Origin of the sequence: Candidatus Stoquefichus massiliensis AP9 (genome assembly GCF_000455285.1) — a bacterium.
GTDB classification, from domain to species: domain Bacteria; phylum Bacillota_I; class Bacilli_A; order Erysipelotrichales; family Coprobacillaceae; genus Stoquefichus; species Stoquefichus massiliensis.
The window spans coordinates 244362-265728 of sequence record NZ_HG005285.1; the positions used below are offsets into that span (position 1 = coordinate 244362).

At 27.8% G+C, this 21367-nt stretch carries 21 protein-coding genes; all 21 read right to left on the reverse strand.

Features of this window, described 5'->3' with window-relative positions; genetic code table 11:
* Positions 1-14: 14 nt before the first annotated feature.
* Positions 15-563, reverse strand: a complete 549-nt coding sequence (gene grpE, locus BN350_RS03420; protein ID WP_231385226.1) for a nucleotide exchange factor GrpE — start codon at positions 561-563, stop codon at positions 15-17.
* A 10-nt stretch (positions 564-573) separates the two neighbouring features.
* Complete coding sequence (hrcA, locus tag BN350_RS03425) at positions 574-1611, reverse strand: heat-inducible transcriptional repressor HrcA (protein ID WP_028042326.1); 1038 nt, start codon at positions 1609-1611, stop codon at positions 574-576.
* 239 nt (positions 1612-1850) lie between these two features.
* Positions 1851-2144: a hypothetical protein gene (locus BN350_RS20540; RefSeq protein WP_147573516.1), complete on the reverse strand. Its 294-nt coding sequence runs from the start codon at positions 2142-2144 to the stop codon at positions 1851-1853.
* A 6-nt stretch (positions 2145-2150) separates the two neighbouring features.
* Positions 2151-2420, reverse strand: a complete 270-nt coding sequence (locus BN350_RS03435) for a DUF1905 domain-containing protein (RefSeq protein ID WP_028042327.1) — start codon at positions 2418-2420, stop codon at positions 2151-2153.
* A 332-nt stretch (positions 2421-2752) separates the two neighbouring features.
* A complete protein-coding gene (locus BN350_RS03440) occupies positions 2753-3613 on the reverse strand; it encodes a hypothetical protein (protein ID WP_028042328.1) in 861 nt (286 codons plus the stop codon).
* A 146-nt stretch (positions 3614-3759) separates the two neighbouring features.
* Complete coding sequence (locus BN350_RS03445; protein ID WP_028042329.1) at positions 3760-4899, reverse strand: hypothetical protein; 1140 nt, start codon at positions 4897-4899, stop codon at positions 3760-3762.
* Positions 4900-4950: 51 nt separating this feature from the next.
* Positions 4951-5310: a hypothetical protein gene (locus BN350_RS03450; RefSeq protein ID WP_028042330.1), complete on the reverse strand. Its 360-nt coding sequence runs from the start codon at positions 5308-5310 to the stop codon at positions 4951-4953.
* 447 nt (positions 5311-5757) lie between these two features.
* On the reverse strand, positions 5758-6057 hold the full coding sequence (locus BN350_RS03455) for a hypothetical protein (RefSeq protein WP_028042331.1): 300 nt from the start codon (positions 6055-6057) through the stop codon (positions 5758-5760).
* Between the two features lie 1144 nt (positions 6058-7201).
* Positions 7202-7759: a hypothetical protein gene (locus tag BN350_RS03465; RefSeq protein ID WP_028042333.1), complete on the reverse strand. Its 558-nt coding sequence runs from the start codon at positions 7757-7759 to the stop codon at positions 7202-7204.
* Between the two features lie 170 nt (positions 7760-7929).
* Positions 7930-8304: a hypothetical protein gene (locus BN350_RS03470; protein ID WP_147573517.1), complete on the reverse strand. Its 375-nt coding sequence runs from the start codon at positions 8302-8304 to the stop codon at positions 7930-7932.
* Between the two features lie 659 nt (positions 8305-8963).
* Positions 8964-9335, reverse strand: a complete 372-nt coding sequence (locus BN350_RS03475; protein ID WP_028042335.1) for a hypothetical protein — start codon at positions 9333-9335, stop codon at positions 8964-8966.
* A 69-nt stretch (positions 9336-9404) separates the two neighbouring features.
* Positions 9405-10667: a beta-barrel domain-containing protein gene (locus BN350_RS03480; protein ID WP_028042336.1), complete on the reverse strand. Its 1263-nt coding sequence runs from the start codon at positions 10665-10667 to the stop codon at positions 9405-9407.
* Entirely contained in the window at positions 10664-11131 is a 468-nt protein-coding gene (locus BN350_RS03485; RefSeq protein WP_028042337.1) for a hypothetical protein, read from the reverse strand. The genes BN350_RS03480 and BN350_RS03485 overlap by 4 nt, the downstream gene beginning before the upstream one ends.
* Positions 11124-13334, reverse strand: a complete 2211-nt coding sequence (locus BN350_RS03490) for a peptidase domain-containing ABC transporter (protein WP_028042338.1) — start codon at positions 13332-13334, stop codon at positions 11124-11126. Before BN350_RS03490 ends, BN350_RS03485 begins: the two co-directional genes overlap by 8 nt.
* Positions 13335-13553: 219 nt before the next feature.
* The gene (locus tag BN350_RS03495) at positions 13554-14843 is read right to left on the reverse strand and encodes a sensor histidine kinase (protein ID WP_049945499.1); all 1290 of its coding nucleotides are present in this window, start codon (positions 14841-14843) and stop codon (positions 13554-13556) included.
* Positions 14844-15539 carry a LytR/AlgR family response regulator transcription factor gene (locus BN350_RS03500; RefSeq protein WP_028042340.1) on the reverse strand — a complete coding sequence of 232 codons (696 nt, stop codon included), beginning with the start codon at positions 15537-15539 and terminating at the stop codon, positions 14844-14846.
* An 85-nt stretch (positions 15540-15624) separates the two neighbouring features.
* Entirely contained in the window at positions 15625-16710 is a 1086-nt protein-coding gene (hemW, locus tag BN350_RS03505; protein WP_028042341.1) for a radical SAM family heme chaperone HemW, read from the reverse strand.
* Positions 16710-17915, reverse strand: a complete 1206-nt coding sequence (locus tag BN350_RS03510; RefSeq protein WP_028042342.1) for an L-serine ammonia-lyase, iron-sulfur-dependent, subunit alpha — start codon at positions 17913-17915, stop codon at positions 16710-16712. The genes hemW and BN350_RS03510 overlap by 1 nt, the downstream gene beginning before the upstream one ends.
* The gene (gene holA / locus BN350_RS03515; protein WP_231385227.1) at positions 17903-18910 is read right to left on the reverse strand and encodes a DNA polymerase III subunit delta; all 1008 of its coding nucleotides are present in this window, start codon (positions 18908-18910) and stop codon (positions 17903-17905) included. Before holA ends, BN350_RS03510 begins: the two co-directional genes overlap by 13 nt.
* A 3-nt stretch (positions 18911-18913) precedes the next feature.
* Positions 18914-20902, reverse strand: a complete 1989-nt coding sequence (locus BN350_RS03520; protein WP_028042344.1) for a DNA internalization-related competence protein ComEC/Rec2 — start codon at positions 20900-20902, stop codon at positions 18914-18916.
* Positions 20893-21366 carry a ComEA family DNA-binding protein gene (locus BN350_RS03525; protein ID WP_044600095.1) on the reverse strand — a complete coding sequence of 158 codons (474 nt, stop codon included), beginning with the start codon at positions 21364-21366 and terminating at the stop codon, positions 20893-20895. Before BN350_RS03525 ends, BN350_RS03520 begins: the two co-directional genes overlap by 10 nt.
* Position 21367: the final 1 nt, after the last annotated feature.

A 21367-nucleotide genomic window follows, 5' to 3' on the forward strand; every position in this document is an offset into this window, starting at 1 on the left:
AATCCTCCTTATAACTATTCATTAACTTTTACTAAAGATGCACGAATAACGCGATCTTTCAATTTGTAACCTTTTTGAAGTTCTTCAACAACAATATTCGAACCATAGTTTTCATCATTTGCTGTCATAACTGCCTGATGGAAATTAGGATCAAATTCTTTTCCTTGTGCTTCAATCACTTCCACACCATTCTTTTTCAAAATAGCCATCAACTGATCAAAAATCATTTGATATCCCTTTAAGAATGTCTGAATCTCCTCACTTGGATTTTCAACGTTTAAAGAACGTTCAAAATTATCAACAACTGGGAGTAATTCCTCAATAAAAGATTGCATCATAAACTTTAATGAATTTTGATGTTCTTTTTCGAGTCTTCTCTTTAAGTTTTCCATGTCAGCAAAGACTTTATAATAATCTGTCTTCCATGTATTCACTTCTTCCTCTAGTTTAGCCAATTGACTATCAACTGATTCATCCTTTTCTTTTGTTTCTTCCTCTACTGTTTCTACTTCTTTTTCTTCAACAGTATCTTCAGTCACATCTTTTTTCTCTTTCTCTGCCATTCTTTCACCTCTATTCATCATCTTCGTCTTCATCGCTTAAAAGCACTTGTTCTAAGCTTTCTGAAATATACTCAACTAAAGAAACCACCTTTTCATAAGGCATACGCGTCGGCCCAATGACAGATATAGATCCTTTAGACTCAATGCCAGTTTTAAATGATGCAGATATCACCGAAACGTCATTTAAATCTTCAATTGGCGATTCACTTCCAATCCGCACACTGACTCCTTCTTCTAAAGCAATAGGTTGTAAACTTTTCCATGACTGGGAATTTTCAAAAGCACTCACCAGTCGTCTTAATTTATTCACGTCATTGTATTCAGGCTGATACAATAAGTTCTCTTTCCCTGAAAAATAGACGTTACTATTTGCGAATTTCATAAATGCTTCCAAAAAAGCATTAAATAAAATCTCATGTTCTTTAATTCTTGCACTTAAGATAGGTCTAACATCTCTTTCTAATCGGTATGCAACCTGATTAATAGGTGTCCCATCCAAAAGTTCATTCATTACATTCACACAGCTTTTTAAATCTTCCAAATAAGCATTGTTTTTAACATTGAAATTACGATTCTCTACATGTCCCTTATCTGTAACAATAATAGCTGTTACACTATGAGCAGTTAAAGGCACAAGCGTAATATTCTGTAAATGCTCATAACCAGAGTCTGGTCCTAAAGCAACAGTTGTGAGATGTGTTAATTCGCTTAACATCTGACAACTTTCCTGAATGATTTCATTTAATGAACGATGCCGATCACCCAATATTGTTGCAACTTGATTTTTAACTTCATCATCAACATTTGGCTGCATCAACGTATTGACATAAAACCGATATCCTTCAGTCGAAGGGATACGTCCAGAAGATGTATGTGTCTTCTCTAAATATCCATGTTCCTCAAGATAAGACATCTCATTACGAATCGTTGCACTTGAATAAGGCAACTGATACTTTGTCATCAATGCTTTCGATCCAACTGGTTCGGCTGTTTCTACAAACTCTTCAACAATACATTTTAATATAAGTAATTGTCTAGCTGTCAGCATACTCCAACCTCCTTTTAGCACTCTTTTTCCTTTTGTGCTAATTACATTATACTCATCATTTTAGCACTGTCAACCCTTTTGTGCTAAAAAACAAAAATAACTAAACATCGTTTAGTTATAATAATGAAAAATATAAAGATAATACAGCTTGTAATATAAGTACACCTAGAAATAAAGTATTTCTTAATAATCTTTTATACATGCCTTTCTTATGAAGTTCAGTATAGTATTGAACTGATTCATTGGTTAGCATATGAGCGTACATATTTCTTAAAATCAATCCCCCAAAAAACAAGTATACTTAAAGCAATTGAAAAAATCATATCAAATAAATCAATTTTCTCATTAAGTACGATACCTGCTATATTCCAAATGACAAAACCGACCAAAGCATAAATGACATTCATTTCTTCTATTCTCCTGCATTTCAGTTTATCAGCTAACTGCTCCGAGTAAATGACATAAAACACAATAGCATCAACAATTAACATTCCCAACCCAATAACAATAACCCCACATATTTTTTCCTCCAATAATATTTATAGTCTTCCCTGAATTGTCACATGAACAATATCACCAGGCTGCTTATGAATAAGTGACCTTATATCCTTTCTTAATCCAATAATATGATATGGCGTCTTCATTTTGACTAGACTGCCCAAATACTCTACTCCATCAAATGTTGCTTTGACTTTTACACGTCCCTTTTGAAACTCTTCTCTTACATCATAAGGGAAAATAACATATGCTCCATCAATGTCAGGCACCTTTTCAATTGTTGCATCAAATTCATATACTTTTAAATTCATTTTATCTTCCTTTCCATAAACCTACAACATACCAAATATCATATCAAAACACTCTTCAATTCTTCGGCGATGTTCTGGTGAAAACAAGTAAACAATAATGGTAATGAAAACAACATATACCCAACTGCACATTTCAATTATTTCTAGAGCATTATCAGAAATAATTTATGAAAAATTTACAACTCTTAATAACATCGCCATAAAAATAAAAACAAACTCTTTTTCTAGTATTCCTCTTTTTTTCTTAAAGTATTGAAAATTTAAAGATATAGAATTTTTTCATCCATAAGAAGATAAAATTATCTATTCTTTATTTCATCTAACTATCTATTTCATAAACTTATACTCATATTTGATAATGGTCCATCAAATTCATAAGCTTTATTCTGCTGAAAAATCATATCCGATTCTATTTCATCCATATTCTGCTTCTTTCCTTTTATAGAGTTATATAGATAAAAATATCTTAATATTTTCATTGTATCAGGTTTATAGTCATCTATCATATACATATTTACACTCAAATACTTCTTATAATCAGTTGGCCTAATATATTCTTTTTGATCTATAATACTATCTATAATTGCCTCGATAATTAAATCATGATGATAAAAGTATGAATAATGATCTGTAGAATAAATACCTAATGCTGTTTTATATAATTGTTCTTTATTAAAATTTTCTATTTGTGCATGTTTCAATGCAGTTCTCAATATACTCATATGAGAAGATACAGAAGGAGTGATATTGGAAATCCCCGTATATAGACAATCATCTTTTGACAGAATATATTCTGATGTCCCTAATCCTATAAGCGGTATGGCTAAGGCAAATTGATGATACCTAAATAAGATTAAAAATATGATCAATATAATGATAATAGAATACACTCTCACATTATTAAATGGAATTTCATATTTTTCTATATTATAGATGAACTCATCTTCTTTTCCTGTTTTCACATACTGAATATTCGTCAAATCAGAAATTGCCATATCAAACAAATGACCAATATGAATATGCCATGGAGATGTTTCAATAATAAATGGAAATAAAGCAATTGACTGTATTTTACAATGATGTCTTATGCAATATATAACTTTGCAAACAGTGATGATTATACCTATAAAATAATATGAAATAAATCCTATAACTATCAAATAAAAGATCATAAACATGAATTCTATAATCATATTCCCTTGATTCTTGAAAAAAATCAAATTGAACGATATAAGCGACAAGAGTTAATAATCCTGTAATGCTTTGTATAATAGAAGCAATCTTTTTCATCATCTACCGCTTTCTAGATATTTTATAACAATGATTATAGTTTGATTGATTACTTTAACACATTGAATTGTTGACTTACTAAAATTCGTTTTGTAGAAAACACATCAAAATAATAATAAAAATCATGTCTAAAATCTTTCAGCAAATGAACCTTTCCATCTTCTAGTTCATTAACATATCTCCAATACATATTCACAAACCATTTCAATATTGGTTCTTCTCCAAATTCAATTTCAATGACCTGATTTCTCATATCATCAATAATCTCCTGAAAAACTATACGATCACCTTTTAATTGATTGTATACTGCAAAATAGCGCAATACATCCATTGTATTCAGTTTTAAGCCTTGTACAACTGGAATATTGTTATGGCTTAGATAGAGCTTGTAATCATCTTTAGATATATAATCCTTATTATCTATAATACTATCAAATATCATTTCAATAATAACTTCACAATTATATTGCCAATATTTATTATCTTGAAAAAATGTCATATGACTTAATTCATGATATATCTTTTCTTTATCAGCATTATCTTCTGTTCTACAATATGTCAGCATCTGTCTATATAGATTGATCTGATAACCATCATCATTTTTAGAAATGATGGGATTCATAATATCATGATCAGTATCAATAGACATATACATAATCCGATATAATGCCAACCCTAATATCTCTATAAAAATATAATATAATCTATAATATAGAAATATCGTACCTACTAAAACAGTCGTTGCCATCGCTACTTTAACTAAATGAGAAAAGGGAATTAAAAATTGATCATAAACCTCAACAAATTCTTTTTCTTTACACAAATCCTCCAAATAGAAAGTTGTTAAGTTATTTGCAGTTAAGAAATTAGAACTGATCATCAACTTCACTCTAAGAGGTTTCAATTCAATGAATACAAAAGATAAATCAACACTTTTTAACTCAAGTCTATTTCTTTTGCAATAACAGATTTTTACAAATGTTATCAAAATATTTTGAACAATGTATATTAATATTAACATAATGAATAAATTGAATACAATATACATAGTTGCCAATATAAAATGATGAACTGCTACATCAAGTATATTTGTTCCAAACAAATATACTAGCATAGATAGCAATAAGAATATTCCTTGAATAAAATGTGCAATAACTTTCTTATTATTCAAGTATTTGAATAAATGCATATAATTTCCTTTCTGCCATGATGATATATGTACTATTTCATGGAAAATATTTTATACTATAACAAAGAAATATATCAAAACAATAAAAAGCATACAAATTCCCAAGCCCAAAAGACCAAATTTAAAAGCGTTTTGTTGTCCTTTGGTTTTTTGTGAATTCTCAGTTAGAAATATAGAAGTTATTTTTCTTTTATTTAACCAAAAAGCAATCAAAAATAATTCTATAAATTCAATAACAAGTGTGACAATTTCAATTGACTCATCATTTATAAACTCTTTCCCTAATGTTAAATCTGAAAACATAAATATTAAATTTAATATAAGCAAGTATAATATCTTTTTATCATTTTCAATTTTATCTTGATATAAAACATAAAAAATACAAATCATCCAAACTAAATTCGGTAACAATTATCATCCACATAACAACATTCCTCCTGAAACTGTATATATTTATAAAATTATTCTTTATGATAACTCTTTTTGATATTAGAAATTTTCACATCAGTCATTTCTCTGATTTTTTCTAGAAGCAAAATATCATCACATTCATCATTAATAAAACATAGAAGTTCATTTATTTTATCATTATATATTTTTTCAGCCTGATTGCTACTCCATTTATCAATTAATATTAATAAATATTTAGTTATTAACAATGATCCTAAAATAGAAATAAATATAGATATGACAATAAATACTATATTGTATTCTTTAAAAAGAAATGCATAATAAAAATAGAAATATAAATATCAAAACATTTAAAATCTTTTTCATAATAATATCAATCCTTACCCAATATGACTATAATAACTCTCCAATCTTACAATTTAACTTCTTTTTATGCTTTGAATATAATCATTCAACAAATGCCTTTTCTATCTTTATTCTATATTCAAAATCATATCTTATTTCATTAATTTTATGATGCTTAAATGAAATAACTCCATTACACATGTTTTGAAAAGTATCTTCATATTCATAGTAACCTTCCCTTATAATCTGTAATTCAAAAATATTATCAGAAACATCTTCTTCAAATATTTTCTTTAACATAAAATCAACATAATCAATAATTCTTTTTAAATTTTCATTATCATTATTTTTTTGAAACCAATATCCCATTATCATTAATAAATCAAAATTTTCATAAAACACTCTTTTTTCAATATCTCAAGTATTACGAAACTTCTTTTGATATAAATAGCTTTCATTATTATGTTGATTTATTATTTCATCTAATTTATATAGCATACATCTTTTCTTAAAATTTTAAATTTTCTTAATTCATTATGCATAAATCAAAGCCTCCTCATTCACATAATTCAAAATTCCTTGATAATTCTGAAAAGACAACATTTTTCTACTTAAAAAGAACTATTTTAATCTAGCTTATTGATTACTCAGTTTTCATATGATATCTCAGTAATATTTGATAACATCTTATACAATAAGGGAAGAAAAATACTACTGTCATCAATATAATAGGAAGACCTTGTAATATAGTATCAGCAAAATTAATATAAGTTAGCATTCCAATCAATGAAAGAAATGTTTCAACGAAAAACATAAATAATGTCATATTCATAACCCTGTATTTAAAATAACTGATTAATATATAAACCATATTTATTATGATCAATAAACCAATAAATACAGAATTCATTCCAATAAAACTAAGCAAACTTCTTATGACCAAAGGAATAAACATCATTAAAATAAAACTTATCATATTTGCAATAACAACTCCAATATATACATCACTTTGTTTTCTATATTCCCAATTCATTATTAATCTTTTGATATATTCTTCAACCTCTAACTTTGAATATTCTTGAATTCTTTCATATGGAGTTTCAACCCGTTCTTTTAAACATATAAAGTTTAATATACACATACCAATCAAACATATGCATAATATGTAAATTATGACTTCTTTTGAAATATCAAATAAATTTAATGAATAACACAATATATAGACATGAGTAATTATAATGAGTAAAAAATACTGACAAATTTTTAATATAACCCTGATATACCTATTCATAAATATATCAGTCAATAAAATTATGTTGATTATAAGATGTATCCAAATTGTCCAAGACCATAAAGTCATCCATGTATCTAAATTCATGAAGTTCTTGTTTTATTTATTATAATATAAAAGATACTGTTAAGTAAAAATATGACTTGTAAGTAATTGATTTTTTTCATAGTTCCTCCCATCACATAAATAAACAAAGACTTCTATTATTTAGATTCCAAATCACCACTTTAATAATATAATAACAAAATATTTATTTTAACTTTGCATTTTCAATTCTATACTTCCACCTTTCCCAACCTCTTCTGTCTTTAACTCTAGAAATTCTTTATCTTCAATAAAAATATACATATCAGATTTTCTTAAAAACAAAGCATGAAAATTGATACATCCTTCTTCATATTGAAAAAAACAAAATGCTTTTTTCTCCATTTTATCAGAATTTCTCAATAAAATATCTAGGGTGTTTAAAAATTTATCTATATCTGTTTTCTTAACTTCAGAAATACCCATAACTATCAATGGAATAAAGTGACTAGATATTTTTAAATAAATCTCTTTTCTGCATAAATCTTTTTTATAATCAACTTTGATAAAATAAATTAACATTCCCTGTACAAATAGTAAAATGATTAGTACGCCTAAATCCAAAACCTCATTTTCTTTAAAATACATGATTGTTTTCCATAAAATAATACCTTCTACAAAACAGAAATAGATTTTAAGTGCTGTAAAATGAATGACTTTAATGAATGTGTACATAAACAAAAAAGACAACATAACAATTGCACCCACAATAAACTCATTTTCCATCATAGCAAATCATCCTTTCTTTCTAATCAATATAACAAATATAGAACAAAATGCACCAGCCCAAAACGAACTAATCGTCCAAATTTATTATCATTTCTATAATTCTATATACATTAATAAATAACTTAATAATAAAGTAGATATTCAAATTGCATTAACATTTAATAGAATAATTAATCTGACAACCTTTTTTTTATGTTTTCAATTTTTAAATTCTCAGATTGAGAAATTTGACTAGCTATATCATCAAAAACGAAATTCTTCTTAAAAAGAATAATAGATATTTGTAATTCATCATTTTCCATTACTATATATCCAAAATTAGGTGTTCTTGTAGAAAGAACATGATTCAAAAAATTATTTAATTCATTATAAAATATATCTAATTTTTCATTCTGAATCTCTTGCAATCCACACAAGAAAATCGGATTCAAATGACTTCTTGATATCATCTTATAAAGACAAGCAACTCTTTGATCTTCTTTATATAGGTCTCTGATAAATGCTATCAAAAAAAATTCATAAAATAATAATAACACAATAAACATAACATCAATTTCTTCAGCGAGAACACATGATACTATTTCATAAATAAGTATCATTTGAGTAATAAAAATATAAAATTTTGTGAACCAAATATTTATATTTCTTATTAGAAAATATATAATAAAAAAAATTGTTATAATTAAGGCACCACTTATAAACGACTCTATCATATTTTATTTCTTAGCATAATACTTATATATTACACTTCTCCTCTCTTATAATAATAAAGTTGAGTCAAACAATATTATTCCAACATAATATTGTTTGACTACTTGGTTTTAAAATCTTAAAGTTATAGATGAATTTGTTGCATATACAACTCCTATGGCCAAACTACTAGCCAATACGACACCTGCAAATGCACTTGATAGAGTTATTGCCCAAAAGTTTTCTCTACATAAATCTCATTTATATAGCACATCAAAATTGTAGATATTAAATTGATCGATACTACTAACCAAATTTACTTGTGACTATTATCCGATGATTTATTTAAAATATTAAACAACATAATTTCAACAAAGAGAGAGATAATATTAAACATATTTAGATAAATACCATATGTAGATCCAGGAATACCATTAATGAATGATATAACGTTCACTACTAAAACAATACAAATAATTGTAAGAAAAAAAATTAAAAGTTTTATATTTTTCATCTAAAATTGTATTCTTCCATTCGTTCCTGTTCTATCATATCTATCCAATGCATATGCAATAGCACCTCCAGCACTAAAATTAAGTAATGTCATCGCAAAATTTGCTATAGAAGAAGCCATTCCAATATAAATTCCAACTCTAGTTATTGCTCTAGTAATATACTGTTTCATCGTTTTCTTCCCAAAGAAGTTCACTAAAGTTCTATATCCCATCCATAAACTAAAACCACATGTTATTGCACCGATTGCCACATCAATAAATCGAGCAGTTGTCTTTCTACTCCAATCTATACTATAGCCTCCATCTAAATACATCATCTCCTCTTCTTCAATTTCTACATAGTTTCTTGGTAAATTCATTGTCATTTCCATAACTTTTTCCTCCTTCTTTTTACCAAATTTATATAAAATAGAGTTATGTATACTCTACTTTATACCATATTAATTCCTAAAACTCAATAATTCTAATAGCCAATCTAGATATGTTTCTTTCTCATAAACAATCCTTGCAACAACTGGCATTGATTTTATAACATCTATCTTAGCTCCATCTGTTGAATGGAGTTGCTTATTGTCTAAGGAAACAAGACACTTATATAACACAATATTTCCTTGTTCTGTTTCTTGTGTTAGTGTTCCTGAATCTATGGAAACAAGTTTTCCATTCAATGTTCCATACTTTTGTATATTGACTCCATTAATCGCAACCTTCACATCATTGTTAAGTTGTACCTTAGAGATATCAGTTGCCTTTATGTATGCTTCTACAATCATTTGATCATCCTTATTGGTACTGATTTCAGCAACTGTCTGTCCTTTTTGAATAGTAACCCCTTCTTTAATTGTTGAAAGATAATGGACATAACCATTCTGAGATGCTTCTACTGTTGTAAGTGCATCTTGTGACTGATATGCTTTTAACTGTCCTTCTAGTTCAACTAAAGTTGATTGTAAGGTTGTACGGGTATTCCCTGCTTCACTAATTAACTGAATCTTTGTTTGTTCAGCTTGTGAAGAACTTGTTTGATTTAACTGATTGATTTCTTCTTGTAAAGATTCTAATTCAGATTGTTTTGTTTCTAAGGAAGAATTGAGTTCTTCTTTTTTGATTTTATCTTCTTCTGTATCTTTAAGTTTAGAAATCTGATCTTTTAAAGATTGGATTTCTTGTTCTTTCTTTGTTTTCTTTTCTTCTTTTTGTTTGAGTGAGTTTTGGTTATTTTCTTTTGTTTGATTTTCATCATCTAATGATGATAAATAATATCTGACTTTTTCATAATATTCTTGTTCTATGCCTGAATTATACATTTTGTTCTTCTGTTTATTTAATGAATCAATATATTTATTAATTGCAGTAATTTTATCTTTTATATTGGATATTTGTCTCTGCAAGGCACTATATTGGATGCCTTCACTACCCGTAGAAATTTCAAATAAAACATCTCCTTTTTTAACGAAAGTTCCTTCTTTTATTTTCAAATTTGTAAGAACGCCATCAGATAAAGAACTGATATAAATATTATCTGATGTTGTGATTGTTCCACTCGCTTCAACAATATAAGATTTACTCATCCAGGAACTCATCCAAATTGCAAATATAATCATGAAAAGAATAAACACAATAAAGATGGTCAGAAACATAGGTGGCTGTTTATCAAAGAAAATACGTGAATCATTGAGTTCTGATTTTTGATAAAGTTTCATAACTGCATCACCGGTCTAAAGAAATCTGTAATGACATATTCTTCACTATCGTGAATACAGACAGTATAGCTTTCACCAGTGCTTTCTAAATCATTTTCATAAAAATATAGATCTAATTTTGAATTAGCAAAATTGATTTCTAATGGATCACCCTCATAATGAATATAAACACAATGAGGGCATTCTAATTTATCAATAATTTGAAATTCATTTTTATATTGTTTATAATCATGAGCCTGAATAAGTAAGTCATAATCTGTTGTGATATTGCCATCTTCTAAAATATTTGTTCCACAAGATTTGATAACCAATGGACCAAAGACTTGAACTTTAAGTATATCTAGTTTATTTGCGAACTTATTAATTTGCTGATCTATATCTTCAAAAGAAATTCCCCTTAATTCTTTTTTGAGAACATTTTTTAAAACTAATTTTTTATTTTCTAATACTTCTAACTTAGCCATAATTGATTTCCTCCTCATCTACTACTGTTTTATTGACTTTTTGCATTGTCATGTTTTGTAAAGAAATCATCTTTGCATACTGACCATTCATTGCCATCAGTTCATCATGAGTTCCTTGTTCAATGATTTTCCCATTTTCAATAAAACAAATAAGATCACAGTTGATGATTGTTAATAAACGATGAGCAATAATAATTGTTGTTGTATTTCTAATCTTTTTAAACAATAAATCATGTATCTTTCTTTCACTAAATGAATCAAGATTGCTTGTTGCTTCATCAAAGATAAAGATTTGAGATTTAGAAAGAATAGCTCTAGCAATGGCTAATCTTTGTTTTTCACCACCAGATAAATTACTACCACCCTCTTCAATAAACGCTCCATAACGATTAGGTAATCTTTCTATGAAAGAACTCGCTCCTGCCATCTGACATGCTGTCATGATTTCTTCATATTTTGCTTCTGGATTTCCAATTTTTAAGTTATCTATGATTGTCCCTGTAAAGAGTTCTATATTTTGTGGAATATAAGCAATATTTTTTCTTAAATAAGTTTCATCTATATCATGAACATTATAACCATTGATTGTAATCTTTCCTTCATTAACATTCATAAATCTTAATAGAAGTTTTGCAATAGTACTTTTCCCAGCACCACTTTCTCCAACTAATGCGACTCTTTTTCCACTTGGAATTGTAAGATGAAAGTCCTTAATAACTGGTGGTCTTGATCCATAAGCAAAACATACATTTTCAAAACATATATCACCTGATAAATCAATATCCTTGATTAAATCTTCCTGATGTTCATCTTCCCTATCTAATGACATGAGTTCATTGAGTCTTGTCATTGCTATATCTGCTTCCTGAAATGTCAATTGTAAAGAGACTAAACTTTGAATAGGTTCAGTAAAATATTGACTTAATGTCTGAAATACCAATAAATCCCCAATACTCATTTTCCCATCTATAATAAACATTGCTCCAATTGCCATAAATACTAATCCACCTAATGAATCAATAAAATTGGAAATAACACCTTGTACATTTTGTAATGTTCCTTCTTTATATCCTAATTTTAATAATGAAACAAAACGATTTTCTAATTTATAAATCTGTTGTATTTCATCATTTTGTGATTTGACTGTTTCAATATTTTGCATTGATTCAATCAAATGACTATTCATCATAGCATTTGATTCCATTTGTTCATAATTTAATTTCTTATAGGGTTTCTTAAAAACATAAATAAGAATGATATCAACAATAACCATTACAATTAATATAAGAAACAAGCTTGCATTGAGACTAAATAATATAATGGCTGCAATTACTGACAAAACAATATCTAACACTAATGAAACAGATACAGTTGTAAAAATATCTTTAATAGTCAATGCATCTTGAAATCTTGTAATAATATCTCCTACTCTTCTAGACGCAAAAAACACATAAGGTAAATGGATAATATGGTTGTAATATCCCATCAATAATGGGATATCAACCTTTCTTGAGAGAAATAAGATAATCTGTTGTTTAAAAGCTGATAATAAGTTTTGAAATAATATAACAATTCCATAAGCTAGTAAAAATATATAAAGTTTATTTTTAAGTTGATAGGGAATAATTTCATCCATTAAAACCTTAGAAAAAGTACTTGATAATATGCCTATAATACTTAATACAAAGCTGGCAAGAATAATTGTCAATAGTAATTTCTTTTGTGGTAATATCAAAGCACAAAATAAATCCCACATTCCTTTATCTTTATATTTCATACGTTCAAACTCAGATGTTGGAATCATCATAATCAGAACACCTGTGTATAATTCTTGAAACTCATTTCTTTTCAATTTCAAATTTCCTTTTGCAGGATCAGAAATATAAAAAGTTTCATTCTTTACTTTTTGAATCACAACAAAATGATCCAGTCCTTCTTTTGTATGTATTTGTGCAATAGTTGGATATGTCATATCATCTGTTATACCTTTTATCTCTACACGTACTGCTTTCACCTGGAATTTCATTTTTTCTAACCCATCAACAATTCCCTTCACACTTGTTCCATAAAGATCTGTTCCAATAATTTCTCTTATTTTCATTAAAGACATTTCTTGTCTGTAAACAAGCATGACTGTTGATAATGCAGCAGCTGCACAATCTGACGCATCATGCTGCATAGTACATGGATATTTTCTAAACATATATCTTTTCTCCCCTCATTTTCATCCTTTTAATAGTTTCATAATAAGAACCCATAATCTATAATACATATTGATCCCTCCTTGAAAATAAACTTAATTTATATGAGAGATTTTTTGAATATATTTGTTCCGAAGGGTACTGTTTTTGTTCCGAATGACAAAAAAAGAGAAAATTTATTATAAATTTTCTCCACTACTTCATTCAATCATCATATATTATTATTTTACAACATCTTGTAAAATAATAACCATTGTCAATTGTCTTTTATTATATTCATATGTCATTCGACCATGATATTTATTTATGATATTTTGAATATTCTTAAGCCCAATACCATGATCTCTATAATTAGATTTTGTTGTTTTCATCTGTTCTATATTATCAATATTAAATTCTTTTGTAACATGATTTATTATTTCTATTTTTAAGTGATTTTCAAAATTCATAATAGTTATAGATATCTCTCTTGAAAAATCATTAACTTTCATTTCTTCTTCAATTGCATTACTCAGCAAATTATGAAAGAGCGAACAAATATCAATGGACTCAACTTCTATATTTCCATTAACAAAATATTGGATATTTAATTGAATTTGCTTATCTTCAATCGTTTTTTGAAACGAATTGAGTACAGCTGCAATATAAATGTTTGAACACTGAAATATACCATATTCTTGTATTGTATCTTGAAGTTCAATTAAATAATCATGTAATTCATTATAATTTTGTGTTTTTTCTAAATGTAAAAGAGTTCTTAAATGTCCTTTAATATCATGTTTAAATGAACGAATATATTCATAATTTTTAACAGTTTCATCATAGTATTCATTTTGCATCATTAATAGTTCATCTTTAAGTTGACTTTCATCAAAATATTTATTTTTTTCTTGAAAATTCTTTATAAAAAGAATAACAGTAATGGTAGTACATATTAATCCTAAATATGATACAAACATAATCAAATAATATAATCTTCCTAATAGTTCTTTCCCTAGATAATTGATAATCGTTAATGGAAATACACCAGCACATAATCCTAATATAATATTCATATACAAATATGAAGGTATATCATCAAAATGAAAGTCATTCATTTTTCTCATCTTTATAAATTTAATAATCCCCGCAACAATTAAAATGCTAATTCCCATATATGCATTAATAACACCAAATGAATTCATCTGAGAAGTTAAAAATATTTGAGGATTTATGATTAATGAAACAAATTGTTGAATCATTAAAATAAAACTGATTGTCGAAAAAGTAATCCATACTCTTTTTAACAATTTTGCTTGTGTTGCTAAAAACAATATGACAAAAGGCGCAAGTATTAAAATATCTATAGAAATCAATTTTCCAAAGAAACAAAACAATAAGAAAATAATTGCTAAGAATAAATAGTTTTTCACACCTTTTTTCATATCATTTTCAAAAATAGCGAAAGCTAAAATAATATATAGTGAAATATCAACAAACTGATAAAATCCCCACAATAAATATCTAATCATTTACTTCAATCTCCCTATATACTCAAAGAATGCATTTTCTAATAAGTCCTGATATCTTTTCGACACAGGTATAACCACGTTGTTTTTCAAAATCACTTTATTAGTTTCACATTTTTTAATATGTATAACATTGACTATATAAGAACGATGTACCCTTATAAATAAATCTTTATATAATAATTGTTCCATGTCTGACAAACAATTTCTAACAATCTTATTTGTTTGATTACATAGATATACAGTGCAATAAGAACGGCATCCTTTGATATACAATATATCATATTTATCAATTTTTTCTCCTGCTAAAGAAATCATTTGATGTGCATTATACTTTTTCATTATCTTATCTAAATAAGGGTAAATTCCTGTTATATTGTTTTTTTTCACAAAACCACAAACGCATATTCCAAATGCTTTTTCCATTAATTCATCATGATCAGTTAAGAAAATAATTTTTGATGGTACATTATTCCATTCTAAAACCTCACTAACTTCAAGCCCATCTTTTCTTTTCATTTCAATATCTAATATAATAATTTTATAGACCTCTGAATCTTTTAACAATTCTTCCCCATCATTAAATAATTCTATGTGTATTTTTATATGTTTGTTTGAAAAATATTTTTTGATCATATCTTTTACTTGTCTTTGTATCATTTGATCATCATCGCAAATCACAATCTTTAATTCATCCATCTTCCATCATCCCCTTGTGATAATTATAACATATATTTAATCATTGAGTAAGATATCAAAAAGAACAGTATTGAAACTGTTCTCATTAGTCTAAGAAATCCACTAAAATTGTATTTAAGTAATTCATACCTAAGGTTGTTACTCTTAAATGATTATCAACGATTTCTAACATATCAAGTTCTTGATATTTTTGAATAGGAGTTTGGTATTTCGATAAGAAATCAATATCAAATAATGTATTCATTTCAGAAATACTAATACCTTCAGTTAATCTTAATCCCATCATGATTTTTTCGAAGAGTTCATCTTTTTGACTTAATGGGATGATTTCTTTTAAATAGTGATGTTTAAGATATTGTGTTAAACTATTTGTATTTTCAATACGCTGATGATTGAGTAAAGAATGCGCAGATAATCCAATTCCCTGATAATCCTGATATTGCCAATAAGCTAAATTATGAAGCGAGGGTTTTGTACGATAGTAATTACTGACTTCATAATGTGTAAAACTAAGTTTTCCTAATGTATAATTGATTTCTCGATACCAATTAGCATCTTCTTCATCATTTAAAGGATGATAACCTTGAATCTCTAAAGCAGTGTGTTCTTCTAATATTAATGAATAAATAGAAACATGAGATATTGGTAGTTTCTCAAGAATATATAAATCCTTATTAATATCATCTAAGACTTGATTAGGCAGTCCATACATCAAATCAACATTAATATCATCAATGCCTTTTGAATGAATGAGTTTAATAAGTTCATATGCCTGAAGAGATGTATGATGTCTACCAATATATTTCAATAAATGATTACGAAATGTCTGGACGCCAACACTGATACGATTAATATGATATGACACCATTAAATCTAATTTCTCTTCATTCATTGATTCAGGGTTGACTTCAAAACTATATTCTTTTGTATTTTTAGAAAAAGGCTTTAAGATTTCAAATAATTTTGTTAATTGTTTTATTGATAAAGAACTGGGCGTTCCTCCACCAATATAAATTGTATCAAATGATCCTTCTATATGTTTATCTTGAATCTCATAAGCTAAAGCATCTAAATACTGATCAGACCAATCTTCCTTGTAAAAAACTTTACAAAAATCACAATAGAAACAAATATGGTCACAAAAAGGAATATGAACATACAAATATCTCATTATAAGCCAAATTCCTTTGCTAAACCACCAAGTGAAGTTTCTTTATAAGCACTTGATAAGTCTTTTCCTGTTTCTTTCATGACTTTCACAATAGTATCAAATGAAACTTTGTTTTTACGTAAGTAACCGAGCTGTTTTGCCATCATTGCTGCATCTAATGCACGTAATGAACCATATCCATTTCTTTCAATACAAGGTATTTGTACATATCCTCCTACTGGATCACATGTTAAACCTAAATTATGTTCTAGTCCCATTTCAGCCGCGTATTCTATCAATGAATTATTCAACTCATAAATCCAAGCCATAGTTGCAGCTGCCATTGCACATGCTGTTCCAACCTCAGCCTGACATCCTCCATCAGCTCCAGATATTGTTGCATTTGATTTGACAACATTTCCAAATAATCCACCAATAGCTAGAGCCTTAATCAAATCCTTCTTTTCAATATGTAATTGTTTATAACAATAATATAATATTGCTGGCATAATACCACTCGCTCCACATGTTGGTGCCGTGACAATCTGTCCACCATCAGCATTTTCTTCTGCCACTGCATAAGCATAACTGCTTATAAATAATCTTTCACGATCTGCTTCACGTCTCGTATTTTGAGCCTGTTGAAACATTGATTTCGCAACTCTTTTGAGTTTCAATCTGCCATGAATAATCCCTTCTTTTTGTAAACCATTCTCGACACTTAAAAACATGGCTTCTAAAATATCTGAAAGATAGTGATCAAAATTTTCACCTTCATTTAATAAAACATATTCATATAAGGATATACCATGGGTATCGACATACTCTAGTATTTCATCCATATTCTTTTGTAAATAAACTTGTTTTGGTAGTTCTTCCATATCACCTTTAAATAAAATCGAACCTCCACCTACAGAATAAACTTCAATCGCCTTGATTTCACAATCAGACTCATCAAAAACATGAATTATCATCCCATTAGGATGATAAGATAAAGCATCACTCTTAAATGAAAAAGTTACAGGAAGAGGTGCCAATGTTTTTTCAATAATATAATCAGTTAAATGTCCTTTTCCTGTCAACGCAAGTGATCCATGCAAGTCAACATGAAAGCGTGAAGCATTGGGATAAAGTTCTAAAACTCGTTTGGCTGCTCGTTGTGGTCCCATGGTATGTGATGATGATGGTCCAACTCCTATTTTATATAATTCTCTTAATGATTCCATTCATGATTTCCTCCTAAACGCATTAAAAACAACTCTAGACCCCGATATCTATCAATCTTACCAGTCTTGATATCAACATCTAATTGTGATAATTCTTCTATTTTAGTCAGTAATTCTTTAATTTCATAATCTTTCCCATCTTGTCTTATATATTTTAAACGATAGGGATTCAAAGCTAATATTTGTCCTATTTCTCGATCATTATAGCCTTTACGATCTAAAAGTTTCACTTGATATAATAAACGCATAGAATTGGCAATCAAAACAATCAATTTGATTGGTTCTTCATTATTCATAACCAAATCTTTATAGATTTGGACACTTTTCGCTAACTCTTTATTTAAGATAGCTTTTGTAAGTTCAAAAACATTCTCTTCTACTTGTTTAACAACCATCTTGTCAATAACTTCTCTTGTAATATGATGTGAATATAAGCAGAGCTTATTTACTTCCTGTGATATTTCTAATAAATCATTAGGCATCCGAGATAAAAACAATTCTAAAGCATCTTCTTCAATTTCACATCCTCTTTTTTTTATCGCAACTGATGTTGCTTTATATAATTGATGATAATCCATTTTTTCAACATCAATAAACTGGGTACTTTTCCTTAATGCTTTCACAACTTTCTTTCTTTCATCAAAATTTCTTTGATCATGATAAATAATGAAAATTGTTGTTGGATTCTCTCGAGATAAATATTCTAAAAGCATCTTGATATCATCTTCAGATACATCTTTTTGTTTTTGAGTTGTTAAAAAGAGTGGATTTCTCACAACAATCATCTTATATTCAGATAAAAAAGGTGGTGTTAAAGCATCCTCTATAATCGCAGCCATAGGTGTTTCCTGACACCAATATGTCATCATATTCATATTCTCTTCATAAATATCATACTTCTTTTTTAATGCGTTTAACTTCTGTTCCATCAAAAGTTTCTCATCACCATAAATCACACAATTCATCTTTAACACCTCACTTTCTTTATTATACATGAATCACCTCAAAATGTAACGTGATTTTCCATAAAATCGTATATGAAACATCCCATCTTCATCAGTTCTTAAAATTGTTATGTTTTTTCTATTTAATCTATCAATGACTTCATTGGAAGGATGATGATAAAGATTATTCTTTTTAACCCCTATCATAGCAATACTAGGCGAAATAGCATCTAAAAATTGAGGTGACGAAGCTGTTTTGCTGCCATGATGAGAGACTTTAAGAACATCTACATTAAGTTCTTTTAATTGATTTAACAAATCATTTTCAACTTCCGTCGATGCATCACCAGTCAATAAGATATACATGGCTGGTAATTGTACATACATGATTAATGATTGATCATTTGTATTTGTATAGACTTTTTGATTTTCAATCATATCAATTGTAGCACAACCTATTTCTCTATGTTTCTCATAATGCTCAATTATATGATTAATAGGAAAATTCTCTTTTAATGACTCTAATGCTCCACAATGATCATAATCATCATGTGAAATATAAACATAATCTAATTTTTTAATACCAACAGATTTTAAATAAGGAATAATCGTTTGAGTGGCTAAATCATAATCCTTGATACCACCTGTATCAATCAAAATATTCCCTTGATTCATTGGTAAACGAATGAGTGTACAATCACCCTGTCCTACATCTATCATTGTGACTTCACCATATATCTTATATTGACTATAAAATGAAAAAGAGATGAATAAAGCAATCATTATAGAAATATATTTTTGAATAGATTGTTTCAGTTCTAAATGATAAATGATTTGAAAAAACAGTATATAAAACAAAAATATAAAAAGAAGATTTGGTTTAGAAAACACTAAAAAAACATTTAAAACATCGAGAAATGCAATTATACTTTGAAACAATGTCACACATAGAGTCAATAATGGTGTTGTCCAAAGAAATAAAATAGATAAAGCTGACAAACAATAAAAGATTTCTACAAATGGAGTAAGAAATTGTGTAATCAGTAATGAAATAAGAGAAATCTGATAATTGAGATTTAAAATAATGGGAAGAGTAGAAAGATAAATAAGTGTTGCCTGATGAGGCAATCTTTGAGTCAATATCACAATAAAATAAACAAAGTATGAAAAAACAAATGAGATATTATAGATAATATAAGGATTATAGAATAATGAAATCATAACAAGAAAAGAAAGAGCATCTAACTCATGAAACCATTTTTTAAATAAATCATATAAAACTAATACAAAAAAAGCCCGATACAAAGAAATTTGCATAGGAATAGAAAAGATATAAATAGCCATACAGAGATAACTCATGATGCGAGAGAATCTTTGTTGTACAAACAGACCAAAAATTCTTTGTAATGCAATAAATAAAATATGAATATGCATACCAGATAATGCAAATAAATGAACAAGTGATAATTGTGATAATTGCTGATAATCTTCTTGAATGCTTTCACTTCTTTCTCCCAGCAAAAACAATCTTTGATAATCACTCACATTCTCCTGTTTTGAAAAACGACTCTCTACCCAATGATAAAACGTCTCATGACTTTGCCTAGAAATTAATTTTTGACAACGTCCTTTATAATAAATCCCTTGTCCATATAGATATAGTTTTTCATTAAAAGCATGATCATTCGTGTTTTCATTCATCTCTATGCTTTCCATTTCTACTTCAATATCATCATGATAACTTAATTCTTCCTCATGATATAACTTTATGACACCAAAATCCGTCTTGAAATAACAGTATTTCTCACTTACTTTAATAACTTGACCAGATACTATATCAGGTAAAGCATTGATTTCAATTTGATATAAAAACAAACCAATTGAGATAAATAATAAAATTATACAATATTTCCATCCCAGCCGCCATATCATCCATAACAAATAACCCCCATAAAACAAATAAAACAATGGATGAAAAACTTTTCCTAAAACAACCAGTAAGCATCCGACAGCATAATAAAAAAGATGATATCTTATAAGCATAAAGATTCCCTTAACCTTAAATAAGTCTTTTCTCCAATCCCGCTGATATTCATAATCTCTTCTAAACTCATAAAAGGCTGAATCTCACGATATTCAATAATCTTTTGAGCGGTCTTTTCTCCAACGCCTTTTAATGTCATCAGTTCTTCTTTACTGGCATGATTTAAGGAAATACTATTTTCATGAAGAGATGGTAAATAAATACGAGATTCATCAATAACGAGCCTATCTAAAGATAACGCTTCTAGATTGGCCTGTTTATTGACACCAACCTCTAAAACAATATCACTCACTTTCTTAGAACCTGTAAATTCATATTTTCCATTCATTAAGAATTCTCCTTCTAGCATGACATAGGATTGGGGAACTTCTTGTATGGTTTTCTTTTCTGGCTGTTGCCATTCATAAAGAATAGAACAGACAATCAGTATGATCATACCTATAACTTGATATTTTTTCTTCATA